This is a genomic window from Sphingomonas sp. DMC6 (genome assembly GCF_056314225.1).
The window spans coordinates 52,672-65,050 of sequence record NZ_JBQUYT010000007.1 but is presented as its reverse complement, the minus strand read 5'-3'; the positions used below and the strand labels follow the sequence as shown (position 1 = coordinate 65,050).

The window sequence follows — 12,379 nt, the reverse complement described above, 5'->3', positions numbered from 1 at the left end:
GCCCCTTTGCGTTCCCGGAACGGCCTCCCATATGCCGGTCCATGAACGACAACAGCAATGCGTGGCACGGCACGACGATCCTCTCCGTGCGCAAATCCGGCAAGGTGGTGATTGCGGGTGACGGCCAGGTTTCGGCCGGCAACACCGTGATGAAGCCCAATGCCCGCAAGGTCCGCCCGCTCGGCGACGGCAAGGTGATTGCCGGCTTTGCGGGCGCCACCGCCGATGCCTTCACCCTGTTCGAACGGCTGGAAGCCAAGCTGGAGCGCCACCACGGCCAGTTGCTGCGCGCGGCGGTGGAACTCGCCAAGGACTGGCGCACCGACAAATATCTTCGCAACCTGGAAGCGATGCTGCTGGTTGCCGACAAGGACGTAACCCTGGTCATCACCGGCAATGGCGATGTGCTGGAGCCCGAAGCGCATGAACATGGCATTGTCGCCGCGATCGGTTCCGGCGGCAATTTCGCGCTCTCGGCGGCGCGCGCGCTGATCGAATATGAACCCGATGCAGAGGTCGTCGCGCGCAAGGCGATGGCGATCGCCGGCGAGCTGTGCGTCTACACCAACGACCGCTTGACCGTGGAAACGCTCGACAGCGCGGCCTGACGAAATGCGTTCCGGGCCTAAACTTCCTAAACTTCGCCAGAAGAAAAATAGATGAATCAGAACCTTACTCCCAAGACGATTGTCGCTGCGCTCGACGCGCATATCATCGGCCAGAAGGACGCCAAAAAGGCGGTGGCCGTGGCGCTGCGCAACCGCTGGCGCCGCCAGCAACTCGCGCCCGAACTGCGCGACGAAGTGACGCCCAAGAACATCCTGATGATCGGGCCGACCGGCTGCGGCAAGACCGAGATCAGCCGCCGCCTGGCCAAACTCGCCGATGCACCGTTCGTGAAGGTGGAAGCCACCAAGTTCACCGAGGTCGGCTATGTCGGCCGCGATGTGGAGCAGATCGCCCGCGATCTGGTCGAGGAAGCGATCCGGCTGGAAAAGGAACGTCGCCGCGCCGCCGTGAAGGACAAGGCCGAGGAAGCGGCGATGGGCCGGCTGCTCGATGCGCTGACCGGCAAGGATTCGAGCACCGCGACCCGCGAGGCGTTCAAGCAGCGCTTTCACGAGGGGCTGCTCGATAACACCGAAGTCGAGATCGAAGTCGAACAGGCGCCGCAGATGCCGTTCGAGATTCCCGGCGCGGGCGCGCAGATGATCAACCTGTCGGAAATGATGGGCAAGGCCTTTGGCGGCGCCCCGCTCAAGCGCCGCAAGCTCAACGTCCGCGCGGCCTGGGAAAAGCTGGTCGAGGAAGAGGCCGACAAGCGCCTCGATCAGGACGAGGTGAGCCGCGTCGCGCTGGCGGATGCCGAGGCGAACGGGATCGTCTTTCTCGACGAGATCGACAAGATCGCCGTTTCCGATGTGCGCGGCGGTTCGGTCAGCCGCGAGGGCGTGCAGCGCGACCTGTTGCCGCTGATCGAGGGCACCACCGTCGCGACCAAGTACGGGCCGATGAAGACCGACCATATCCTGTTCATCGCCAGCGGCGCCTTCCATGTCGCCAAGCCCAGCGACCTGCTGCCCGAACTGCAGGGCCGCCTGCCGATCCGGGTGGAACTGAAGGCGCTGACCGAGGAGGATTTCGTCGCCATCCTTTCCGACACCAAGGCGAGCCTGGTGCGGCAATATGCGGCACTGCTCGGCACCGAGGGCGTGACGATCGACTTCACCGAAGACGGCATCCGCGCCGTGGCGAAGATCGCCGCCGAAGTGAATGCCGAAGTCGAGAATATCGGCGCGCGGCGCCTCCAGACGGTGATGGAAAAGCTGCTCGAGGAAATCAGCTTCGAGGCCGAGGAGCGTTCGGGCAGCGCACTGGTGATCGACGCCGCCTATGTCGACCGTCAGCTGTCGGGCGTTGCGCGGAATACGGATTTGAGCCGGTACGTGCTTTAGGGCGATCGAGGCTGGCGGCTTGCGCCGTCAGCCCCCCTTCGGCCGGGTATAGGGCGTGAACTTGCCCAGCCGGCAAGTGCCGCTGGGGATCGACGCGCCCGCTTCGAGCACGCGGAACAGGTCATTGCGGCAAATCTGGCTGCCGCGGATTTCGATGATGATCGTGTTGAGCGGCCCAAGCGAAGGGCACTCGCTCGGCAGATCGTTGCGGTACAATCGCGTGCCCTGGCGATAGATCAGGGTTCGGCTGTCGATGATCTGCGGGCCGGTGTTGCTATTGGCGTCGATGCAGTCCTGCGGAGCGCCGGCCACCCGGTCGCCCAGCGCATCGGCCAGTTCGCGACGGGCCTGCGCCTCGCGCGTCGCCTGATATTGGGCGTTGGAAGTACATCCGGCGACTGCCAGCGCGCCGAGCGTCAGGACCATGCGCATCACAAGCTCTCCTTCGGCCGCAGGGCCGTTCCGGACACTACGGCTCAGCCGGCGAAATTATCCTTGGCGGCGCGCCGTTCGGCAAGGACTTTGGCGTCGGCAGCGCGCATGAAGGGGTTGGTCGCGCGTTCCTCGCCGATCGTCATGGGTACGGTGGCTTTGTCCTCGGCGCGCAGCCGCTCGACTGCCGCCAGCCGCGCGGCGGTGGCGGGATTGTCGGGCTCGGCCACCACCGCGAAGCGGGCGTTGGACAGGGTGTATTCGTGGGCGCAATAGACGCGGGTCTCGTCCGGCAGCGCGGCGAGCCGCTGCATGTTGGCGAACATCTGATCGGCCGTGCCTTCAAACAGCCGCCCGCAGCCCATCGCGAACAGCGTGTCCCCGACGAAGACGAGCGCGTCCTCGGCGAAATGATAGGCGATATGGCCGGCGGTGTGGGCGGGCACCGCCCAGATGTTCGCGCTATGCGCGCCGATCGACACGACATCGCCTTCTTCCAGCAACCTGTCGGCAGTGGGGATCTTGCCCGCCTCGGCTGCCGGGGCAAGCACGGCGCAGCCGGTGGCCGCTTTCAACGCCGCGTTGCCGCCCGTGTGGTCGGGGTGCCAGTGCGTGTTCCAGATCGCGCTGAGCGTCCAGCCGCGCGCTGTTATCTCCGCCAGTACTGGATCGGCTACGCCCGGATCGACAACGACTGCCTCGCCGGACGCGGAATCATGGAGAAGCCAGATATAATTGTCCGTCAGCGCCGGTATGCGGACGATGGTGAGTGCAGTCATGGGGTCTCCGTCATCAACTCGGCCACTTCGGCTGCAAGGCGGCGGGTGAGCGCTTCGGCGGATTCGGGGCGAATGCGCACTGCCCCGACGCCGGCCCAGAGCGGCGAATAATCGCCGCGGCCCAATGCTTCCGCATGCGCACGCAGCGGTGCCAACGCAGCCGATGCATAGGGGAAGGGCGGAATATCTGTGCGCGGCTCCGGCAGGTCGCGCATCAGTCGATTGACGATGCCGCGCGCCTCACGGCCGGAAAACAGCCGGGTGAAGCGCGCATCCGCAGCCGCCGGCGTCCCGAGCAGGGCGCGATAATGCGTGGAGATGCTGCTTTCCGGCGTGGCGAGATAGGCGGTGCCGATCTGCACGGCCGCAGCCCCTTGGCGAAGCGCGGCGGCGATGTCGCCGCCGTCGACGATGCCCCCGGCGGCAATCACCGGCACGGCGACCGGCGTTGCCAGCAGTTCGGCGAGTGGTGTCGGGACATGCCGGTCGCCAAGGAACCAGCCGGCGTGACCGCCCGCTTCAGCCCCTTGCGCGATCACCGCATCGACGCCCTTTGCCGCAAGCCAGCGCATCTCGTCGGGCGTGGTGGCGTTGCCGAACACCAGCGCCCCCGTCGCCCGCACCCGCGCGAGCAGGGGCGTATCGGGCAGGCCGAAGTGAAAGCTGACAATGGCAGGCCGAGCCTGCTCCACCGCCGCGCATGCGGCTCCATCGAACGGCCGGCGCAGCGGTGGGGGTGGCCCGGGCGAAACGCCTTCTGCCGCATAATAGGGGGCCAGCAGCGCGCGCCAGCCACGCTCGTCGGGCGGATCGGGCAGCGTGTGGCAGAAGAAATTGAGGTTCAGCGGCCCGTCGGTTGACGCCCGGACTGCCGCCACCTGCCCGGCGATGGCGTCGGGTGCCAGCATCGCGCAGGGCAGCGACCCGACGGCACCGCCGCGCATCGCCGCAATGGCCAGTGCGACGCCGCCGGCCCCCGCCATCGGTGCCTGGACGATCGGTACCGTCGCACCGATCGCAGCCAGGAACCGTGGCGCCATCGTCACCACTCGCCCGTGTTCGGCATCGATGCCCATGGCTCCTGCGGCGGCAGGCGACCGTCCTGCAGCAGTTCGATCGAAATCGCATCGGGTGTGCGGACGAACGCCATATGGCCGTCGCGTGGCGGGCGGTTGATCGTCACGCCGGCATCCATCAGCCGCTGGCAGGTCTCATAGATATTGTCGACCCGGAAGGCGAGATGGCCGAAATTGCGGCCGCCGGTATAAGTTTCGGGATCCCAGTTGTGAGTCAGTTCCACTTCCGCCCGGCCGCGTCCGGTTTCGGGATCGATGTCTTCCGCGGCCGCCAGATAAATCAGGGTGAAGCGGCCTTTCTCGCTGGTGATGCGGTGGGTTTCCTTGAGACCCAGCAGGTCGAAGAAACGGATCGACGCATCCGGATCGGTGACGCGGACCATGGTGTGGAGATATTTCACGCGGACGACTCCCTGTGTGTCTTGGCTGTGTGTCTTGGCGCTCCAGATAGGAGGCCGCCCGCGCCGCTGCCAGACCGGCTATTTCTCCGTTGCGCCGAACTGGGCGAGCGCGGCACGGGCCGCATCCGCCTGCTTGCTGCCGGGGGAGAGTTCCAGCACGCGGTTCCAGGCCGCACGGGCGCCCGGTTCGTCGTTCGACAGCGCGGCGATATTGCCCGCCTCCAGTTGAACCGAGGCATCATCCCCCGCCAGCCGCAGCGCCTCGGCAATGTCCTTGCGGGCGCGGGGCAGATCCTGCTGGCGCCGGGCGAGGGTGGCCGACAGCAGCGAGGCCAGCGGATCGCCCGGGGCAGCGGCAAGCGCGCTGTCGAGATCCTTGCGCGCACCCGCCGTGTCGCCAGCGGCCACCAGCGACCGGGCGCGGTCGAGATAGACTTCGCCGAGCGCCAGCCCGCTGACCCCGCCGCTCGCCAGCGCTGCGTCGAAACCTGCGCGTGCCTTGGCGGCGTTGCCCGCTGCCAGCCAGGCATTGCCGGCCTGCGCCCAATAGGTGCCGGCGCGTTTGATATCGCGCTGGGTCTCCGCTTCATGCGCGGCTTCCTCAAACGCGCCAGCGGCGGAGTCCCAGCGGTGGAGGTTGCTATAGGCGACCGCCAGGCACTGGCGCGCGAACATGCCGCCATTTTCGGCGTGCCACTGTACTGCATTGGTGAGCGCGGCATTTGGATCGCCCGTTGCCAGGTCCATGCACTGGGCAAAGCGGGGCGGCTCGCCCTGCGGGGCCAGCGCCTTTGCTGCCGGCGTCGGCGGTTTCGGGTGCGCGCCGCGGATCTGCGGGCCGGCCTTGGCAGGCGGCGTCTGGGCGGCGGTAGCGTCCTGGATCAGGAGTAGCAGGGGCAGCAACATCAGGCGATCACATCCTCAACGGCGCGAAGCAGCAGGGCGATGTCCTGTTCGCGCGAAAGCCGGTGGTCGCCGTCCTTGACCAGCCAGACCTGCACCGCGTCTGAACGGATCGCGGTGGCGATGCGGGGCGCCAGTTCCCACGGCACTTCGGCATCGCGCTGGCCCTGGAGCAGGCGCACCGGTCCGTCGAATTCCAGCGTTCGGTCCAGCACCTTGTTCGCTTCGCCGGCCTGCCAAAATCCGCGCGTAGTGACGGTAGGTTGATCGGAATAGTCGCTTGGCTGCTCGAGGCGACCCGCCTGCAGGATTTTCAGCTTGTCTTCCGCCGTAAAGCCCCAATCGGTGAAATCGGGCGCGGCGGCAATGCCGACCATGCCGGTCACGCGTTCGAGCCGCGCCGCCGCCACCAGCAGCATGATCCAGCCGCCCATGGACGAGCCCACCAGCACCACCGGGCCTTGCACCACCGTGTCGAGCATTCGCAGCGCATCGTCGCGCCACGAGGCGAGCGTCTGGTCTTCGAACGCCCCCTCGCTGCTGCCGCAACCGGCATAGTCGAAGCGCAGGAACGCCTGACCGCGCGCTTGCGCCCAGGCCTCGAGCGCGAGCACTTTCGACCCCTGCATGTCCGATCCATAGCCGGGCAGGAAGACGATGGTGGGACTTGCGCCCGGGCTGTGATGAAAGGCGAGGCGGGGCGGGGCAGCGGCGTCGGACATCGCGCTTTTCTAGCCGTAGGACGGGCTTCTCACCAGCCATTCAGCGGAACGATCAATCAGTGTGAGCGTATTTTCGCGTGAGACAAAGCGCGACGAGAGGCACATGTTGGCGCCCATGAAACAGATCGAAAAAGCCATCGCCATACCCGTCGCCCGGATGGTCCGGCCCGGCGAACTCGCACTGGGCGCAGCGATTATCGTTGCTGGCCTTTCCACGCTTGCGGCCCAGTTGGTAGCCATGCTTTGAGCCCCCCTGGGAGGCGCCGGTCCCCCCAACCGGCGCCTCCACCCTTTTGGATTCAGTTGCTGCACATCGTTCTGAGTGCGCGCCACTGATCCGGGTCGAGTGCCGGGGTATAGGCTTCGCCCGCCCGTGCGCTGTTGCTGAAGTGGGCTTCACGCTCCGCCGACAGGGGGTGCGAGGCGAAATAGCTGAACATCCGGTCTGCATTTTTCAGCGCGCCTTCTTCGGCACCGAGGCGATGGAAAAGGGCTGCGGTCGGCCTGGGTGAGACATGCGCACGATCGAGCGCCGTGATCGCAAAATCGTCGGCACGGGATTCGGCCCTGCGCGAATAGCTCGCCGAGGCCAGCGCATTGGTATAGCCCGCGACATTGCTTTCGAAGCCGTTGGTCAGCAGTTGGAGGCCAAAGCGGCGGATCAGCGCCTCCAGCCCGTCGCGATGGTCGACATGGCCCAGTTCATGGCCGAGCACGCCGGCCACTTCGTCTGGCGAACGGGCACTCTGGATCAGGCCGTCGAACAGCACGACATGCCCGCCGGGAAGTGCCACCGCATTGACGATCGGAACGCGGATGACGCGGATGTCGGTGTCGGCCGGCGCGCCCAGCCGGGTTGCCAGCGCCCGCACTGCGGCGTTGCCGGCGGCGCTATTGCAGCCCAGGCGTCCGAAATCACCGACCATCGCATTGCCCAGTCGCGCTTCGGCCGATCGCGGGACCAGCGGCACGATCAACGACGGCAGCGCCATCACGCCGAACACCACCGCCACCGCGAGCACGGCAAGGATGGCGGCTGAGGGCCAGAGCCCCAGCCGGTCGATCAGCCTGCCATAGCGTGCCGGGCGGGGCAGCAGTGCGGCGATTTCCGCCGGCGGCGCTTCGGTGAAGCCGATCCGCCAGCCCGGCCGCCGCTTCAGACCATATTGTCCGCCGCCTGCCTGAAATCCCTGGGGCTCGAGATCGGCTAAGCGATAGGGGCCCGGGTCTACCTCTGGCCCCGACAGCGTGAACTGTGCGCCATTATCCGTCAGCGCCAACACCGGGTGATGCCGCGTCGCGTTGCGCCCGTCATAATGCCAGACGCGCACCTCCATCAGAAGGCGCCAACATCGAATGCGTCGAGCAGGCCCTCGCCCTGGCCCGGTGCCCGCGTTTCGGACTGGGTGAAATCATCTAGGATCAGCGTGCCATAGGCGCTGAGGTGCCGGATGAAGAAAGACCAGTTGCGATAGCCGAGAAAGATCGTGCCGATCCCCAGCGTAACGATCACCAGACCGATATTGCCGAGCATCAGCTTCAGCCATTCCTTGCTGCGTGCCGTGAATTCGAAATCGAGGTCGCCCAGCGAAAGATTGCCGACCACTTCGCGGAAATAGGCAGCGTAGAAGAAGATCGAGACGATGCCCAGGCCGACGAAGAACAGCAGGTAGGCGCCGAAAAACACCAGGAAGAAACCCGCCGGACTGTTGGCCGGCGTGGTTCCGGTAACGAGCGCTATGATGACCCCGCCTACGACGAGCACGATCGGCAGCAGATAAAAGAGCAGGTACCGGCCGATCAGTCCGCCGGCCCGGCCCTTTGCAGTAAAGGCGAAGGGGCCGAAGCTCATGCCGTTCCACCGCTCGTTCCACAGGCTCACCATCGACCAGGGCACCAGCAGCCCCAGCGCCATACCGCCGGCGATCGTCTTCCACAGATGCGAAAGGCCATAGCGCAGGCCCGGATCGTTGGTGCCGCCACGAATGCCGTGCCAGTAGGTGCGGCTGAGGCGGTAGCGCAGCGCCCGGAATATCGCGACGCCGATCAGGTACATTACGCCGATATAGATGCCGAGCAGCAATACCGCCGCCGCGCCTTCATAGCCTTTGCTGGCCAGTGTAGGGATAAAGAACTGGGCGATGGCCAGCGGCAGGCCGACCATGAGCATCGCCAGCAGATAGCCGATGAACAGTTCCAGCCCGGTGCCGGTCCATTCCAGCCGATCGTCAATGAATTGCGTCTGCGACCAGAGATAGCGCCGCTCCCGCGTCCGCGCCCAGAAGGTATATACCCCCAGCGTCACGAGCGTCAGCAGCAGGTTTGTGAAGGCGATCGGCGCGAACTCGCGCCAATTGCCATGGAACTGGAAGGCGCTGCCGCCTTCGTCACCCTTGTTGTTCATGAATTCTCCCCGCCCCCCGGCGACGATCATCTGAGCGCAGCGGGGCGGGTGTCGTCAAGCGGCGGGACGTGTGATTTTCCTCACACTGCGCCGGAGAATGTATCGCATTGGCGCGGATCGCCGGTGTCGAGGCCGCGCTTGAGCCACGCCTTGCGCTGTGCCGAGGTGCCGTGGGTGAAACTGTCTGGTACCACCGTGCCCTGCGCTTCCCGTTGCAGGGTGTCGTCGCCGATCGCATTGGCGGCGGTCATCCCTTCCTCGATATCGCCCGGCTCCAGCCGGTCGCGGTTGCGTGCGGCCCAGACGCCGGCATAGCAGTCCGCCTGGAGTTCCAGCCGCACCGACAAGCGGTTGCCTTCGGTCTTCGAGCCGCGTGCCTGCATCTGTGCGACCTGGGTGGAGGTGCCGAGCAGATCCTGGACATGGTGGCCCATTTCGTGCGCGATTACATAGTCGCGGGCGAAATCGCCCTTGGCACCGAAGCGGTTCTGCAGTTCGTCGAAGAACTCGGTGTCGATATACACGCCATTGTCGCTGGGGCAGTAGAAGGGGCCGACAGCAGAGGTGGCCGCGCCGCAGCCGGTCTGGGCACCGCCTTTGAAGAAGTTGATCGTTGCGGGGCGATAGTCGTCGCGGCCCATTTCGCGGAAGATCGCTGCCCAGGTGCGATCGGTGCTGGTCATCACCCGGCACGCCTCCAGCCGGCGTTCGTTGACCCGGCAGACCTGCTGGCCCGATTGCCCGGCGGTGGGCGACTGGCCGCCCCCGCCGCTGGTGCCAAGCATGCCGCCGCCGCCGCTCAGGCCGAAAAGTACGAAGGCGACGATGCCGAACAGGACCAGGCCGCCACAGCCCATGCCGCGACCGAGGAACAGCGGCAGCAGGCCGAGCAGGGGAAATCCGCCGCCAAAACCGCCGCCCGATCCCAGATCGCGCGCATTGTCGGTCGGGTCCAGATCGTCGAGCCGCATCGTACCTCCGCTTGTGGATCGATCGTCACAATGCGTCAGATCGTCGCACGTTGCACGCGCTGCAAGGGCCGATACGCAGGTTCGTATTGCCCTGCAGCATAGGATGGGCCACATCGCGCCCATGGCCGATGCCGAGTCTCGCCCGCGCCGCCGCCACGCAGTCCCCGGACTGCCGTTGCCGGATACCGTTGCTTTGGTGCTGCAGGGGGGCGGCGCCCTTGGCAGTTTTCAAGGCGGTGTGATCGAGGAACTTACCGCCGCGCAAATCGAGATCGACTGGGTCGCCGGCATTTCGATCGGCGCGGTGAACGCGGCGCTGTTCGCCGGCAATCCGCCCGAAAAGCGCCTTGGCGCGATCCGCAGCTTCTGGGATCAGGTGACGGCGACGCTGCCCGATTTCTCGCTGCCGATGGACGATGCGCTGCGCGAATGGAGCCATGAATGGGCGGCGGGCATGGTGATGCTGGGCGGCGTGCCCGGCTTTTTCCGGCCGCGTCCGATACCGCCGCAATTCGCGATTCCCGGTTCACCCGAGGCGCTCAGCTTTTATGACACCGCGCCACTGCGCGATACGCTCGACCGGCTGGTCGACTGGGATTTGCTGAACAATGGCCCGGTGCGGCTGTCGGTCGGGGCGGTGAACCTCCACAGCGGCAATTTCCGCTATTTCGATACGCGCGACGAGCGGATCGACGCGCGGCACATCATGGCATCGGGCGCGCTGCCGCCCGGCCTGCCGCCGGTGGAAATCGACGGCAACTGGTATTGGGATGGCGGCCTCGTTTCCAATACGCCGCTGACGCATGTGCTCGACCGGCAGGAGGACGGCATGCTCGTCTTCCAGGTCGATCTGTTCCCTGCCGCGAACGAAATGCCGCGCACGATCATGGACGTGATGGCGCGCGAGAAGGAAATCCGCTTCTCCAGCCGCACGCGCGCCATTTCCGACGAACGGATGCGCTTGCGCACCGCGCGCGAGACGGTGCGGCGGCTGCTGGAAAAGCTGCCCGACGGGCTTGACGACGACCCGCAGGTAAATGCGGTGCGCGCGCTGGTGACCGAGCATCCGGTAAGCCTCGTCCAGTTGATCTATCGTGCCAATGCCTGGGAGGGCGGCGCGCGCGACTTCGAATTTTCGGCCCGCTCGATGCATGAGCATTGGGAGGCCGGCCGCACTGCCGTGGCGGAGACCATGGCCAATTCGCGGCTGGTTGCGCAGAATATCGTCGACGGCAAGACCGCGGCGTTCGACCTGACCAAGGCAAGCGAGGAGTAAAGCGATGTTCCTGAAGGGCAAATCCGCGATCATTACCGGGTCCACCTCGGGCATTGGCCTCGCCTATGCCAAGGCGCTGGCGGCGGAGGGCGCAAGCGTCGTCATCAACGGCTTCGGCGATGCCGCCGCGATCGAGAAGGAACGCGCCGCGCTTGCAGAGACGAGCGGCGCCAAGGCGTTGTACGACGCCGCCGACATGACCAAGCCGGACCAGATCGCGGCAATGGTCAAGCGCTGCCATGACGAACTGGGCGGCCCGGACATCATCATCAACAATGCCGGCATCCAGCATGTCTCGCCGATCGAGGATTTCCCGATCGAGAAATACGACGCGATCATCTCGATCAACATGTCGTCGGCCTGGCACATGATCCGTGCCGCCGTGCCGTATATGAAGGCGGCGAAATGGGGGCGGATCATCTCCACCGCCTCCGCGCACAGTCTGGTCGCCAGCCCGAACAAGACCGCCTATGTCATGGCCAAGCACGCCATTGCCGGCCTCACCAAGACGGTCGCGCTGGAAGTGGCGACGGACGGCATCACCGTGAATTGCGTATCGCCGGGCTATGTCTGGACGCCGCTGGTGGAGAATCAGATTCCCGACACGATGAAGACGCGCGGGCTGACCCGCGAGCAGGTGATCAACGACGTGCTGCTCGATGCGCAGCCGACCAAGCAGTTCGTCCAGCCCGAACAGGTCGCCGCGCTGGTGCTGTTCCTGTGCCGCGACGAAGCGGCGCAGATCACCGGCGCCAATTACTCGATCGACGGCGGATGGACCGCCGCGTGAGCCTTCGTTTGCCACTGTTCGCGGCCGGCCTGGCGCTCGTGCTGGGCGGCTGCGGCGTCTATCGCGAAGGAACCACGGCGCGGATCGACACGAGCGGAAGCTGGCGCCGGGTTACAACCGATGCGGACCGCGAGCGGCTGCGCAACTGGCGCAAGTCGTGGAGCGAGGCGCTGCCGCTGGCGCGCGCCGCCGATGCTGCGGCGATCGACGGCGATGCGGCTTTGTTCGACCCCGACCGCGCATTGGCGGACGCGATGCCGCCGGTGGGCGCCTATCGCTGCCGGACCTACAAGCTCGGCGGCGGCGGCACCAGGGTCTCGGCCTATACCGTCTATGACTGGCGCCCCTGCTCCGTCGGCGATCAGGGAGAGGTACGCAGCTTCCGCATCACCCAGGGTGCGCAACGCCCCGACGGTGTGTTGTTCACCGACACCAAGGCGCGCGCGATCTTCGTCGGCACGCTGGTGATCGGCGACGAGACGGCGCCGCTGCGCTACGGCGTCGATCCGAAGCGCGACGTGCTGGGCTATGTCGAGCATATCGATGCAGCGCGCTGGCGGCTGGTGGTGCCGCACCCGCAGTTCGAATCGATGCTGGAAGTGACCGAGCTGGTCCCCGCCGGCTGAACGGGGCGGTTTGACAGCCGCCCCGCCGCGCGAGACACTTGCCC

The 12,379-nt window shown here is 66.2% G+C and carries 15 protein-coding genes; 6 read left to right on the top strand and 9 right to left on the bottom strand.

The features are described 5' to 3' along the window. Window positions 1-41: 41 nt before the first annotated feature. Together hslV and hslU are read left to right on the top strand one after the other, a co-directional pair. Window positions 42-608 (top strand): ATP-dependent protease subunit HslV, encoded by a 567-nt coding sequence (hslV, locus tag ACT53M_RS15965; protein ID WP_476229559.1) that lies wholly within the window; start codon window positions 42-44, stop codon window positions 606-608. 51 nt (window positions 609-659) lie between these two features. Beyond that, entirely contained in the window at window positions 660-1,955 is a 1,296-nt protein-coding gene (gene hslU / locus ACT53M_RS15960) for an ATP-dependent protease ATPase subunit HslU (RefSeq protein WP_476234623.1), read from the top strand. A 27-nt stretch (window positions 1,956-1,982) separates the two neighbouring features. On the opposite strand, the gene ACT53M_RS15955 is transcribed toward hslU, so the two are convergent. From ACT53M_RS15955 to ACT53M_RS15930, 6 genes are all read right to left on the bottom strand, one after another. Then, window positions 1,983-2,387, bottom strand: a complete 405-nt coding sequence (locus ACT53M_RS15955) for a hypothetical protein (RefSeq protein ID WP_476234621.1) — start codon at window positions 2,385-2,387, stop codon at window positions 1,983-1,985. Between the two features lie 44 nt (window positions 2,388-2,431). Continuing rightward, the gene (gloB, locus tag ACT53M_RS15950; RefSeq protein ID WP_476234620.1) at window positions 2,432-3,166 is read right to left on the bottom strand and encodes a hydroxyacylglutathione hydrolase; all 735 of its coding nucleotides are present in this window, start codon (window positions 3,164-3,166) and stop codon (window positions 2,432-2,434) included. Then, entirely contained in the window at window positions 3,163-4,242 is a 1,080-nt protein-coding gene (locus ACT53M_RS15945) for an NAD(P)H-dependent flavin oxidoreductase (protein ID WP_476234618.1), read from the bottom strand. Before ACT53M_RS15945 ends, gloB begins: the two co-directional genes overlap by 4 nt. After that, window positions 4,209-4,643, bottom strand: coding sequence for a VOC family protein (locus ACT53M_RS15940; protein ID WP_476234617.1), 435 nt, complete (start codon window positions 4,641-4,643; stop codon window positions 4,209-4,211). Before ACT53M_RS15940 ends, ACT53M_RS15945 begins: the two co-directional genes overlap by 34 nt. A 78-nt stretch (window positions 4,644-4,721) precedes the next feature. Next, window positions 4,722-5,549 carry a tetratricopeptide repeat protein gene (locus ACT53M_RS15935; protein WP_476234615.1) on the bottom strand — a complete coding sequence of 276 codons (828 nt, stop codon included), beginning with the start codon at window positions 5,547-5,549 and terminating at the stop codon, window positions 4,722-4,724. Next, window positions 5,549-6,268: an alpha/beta fold hydrolase gene (locus tag ACT53M_RS15930; RefSeq protein ID WP_476234613.1), complete on the bottom strand. Its 720-nt coding sequence runs from the start codon at window positions 6,266-6,268 to the stop codon at window positions 5,549-5,551. Before ACT53M_RS15930 ends, ACT53M_RS15935 begins: the two co-directional genes overlap by 1 nt. A gap of 115 nt (window positions 6,269-6,383) precedes the next feature. Between ACT53M_RS15930 and ACT53M_RS15925 the strand changes: the two genes are divergently transcribed. After that, on the top strand, window positions 6,384-6,515 hold the full coding sequence (locus ACT53M_RS15925; protein WP_476229550.1) for a hypothetical protein: 132 nt from the start codon (window positions 6,384-6,386) through the stop codon (window positions 6,513-6,515). A gap of 52 nt (window positions 6,516-6,567) precedes the next feature. Here the strand turns inward: ACT53M_RS15925 and ACT53M_RS15920 are convergent, their stop codons facing one another. From ACT53M_RS15920 to ypfJ, 3 genes are all read right to left on the bottom strand, one after another. After that, window positions 6,568-7,605 (bottom strand): M48 family metallopeptidase, encoded by a 1,038-nt coding sequence (locus ACT53M_RS15920; RefSeq protein WP_476234611.1) that lies wholly within the window; start codon window positions 7,603-7,605, stop codon window positions 6,568-6,570. Continuing rightward, entirely contained in the window at window positions 7,605-8,672 is a 1,068-nt protein-coding gene (locus ACT53M_RS15915; RefSeq protein WP_476234609.1) for a YjgN family protein, read from the bottom strand. Before ACT53M_RS15915 ends, ACT53M_RS15920 begins: the two co-directional genes overlap by 1 nt. A gap of 80 nt (window positions 8,673-8,752) precedes the next feature. After that, a complete protein-coding gene (gene ypfJ / locus ACT53M_RS15910; protein WP_476234607.1) occupies window positions 8,753-9,643 on the bottom strand; it encodes a KPN_02809 family neutral zinc metallopeptidase in 891 nt (296 codons plus the stop codon). Window positions 9,644-9,764: 121 nt separating this feature from the next. On the opposite strand from ypfJ, the gene ACT53M_RS15905 reads away from it, so the two are divergent. From ACT53M_RS15905 to ACT53M_RS15895, 3 genes are read left to right on the top strand one after another with little or no spacing between them, the layout of a single operon-like run. After that, the gene (locus tag ACT53M_RS15905) at window positions 9,765-10,919 is read left to right on the top strand and encodes a patatin-like phospholipase family protein (RefSeq protein WP_476234606.1); all 1,155 of its coding nucleotides are present in this window, start codon (window positions 9,765-9,767) and stop codon (window positions 10,917-10,919) included. A gap of 4 nt (window positions 10,920-10,923) precedes the next feature. Further along, a complete protein-coding gene (locus ACT53M_RS15900; RefSeq protein ID WP_476234604.1) occupies window positions 10,924-11,709 on the top strand; it encodes a 3-hydroxybutyrate dehydrogenase in 786 nt (261 codons plus the stop codon). Next, on the top strand, window positions 11,706-12,335 hold the full coding sequence (locus ACT53M_RS15895; protein ID WP_476234602.1) for a DUF4893 domain-containing protein: 630 nt from the start codon (window positions 11,706-11,708) through the stop codon (window positions 12,333-12,335). Before ACT53M_RS15900 ends, ACT53M_RS15895 begins: the two co-directional genes overlap by 4 nt. Window positions 12,336-12,379: the final 44 nt, after the last annotated feature.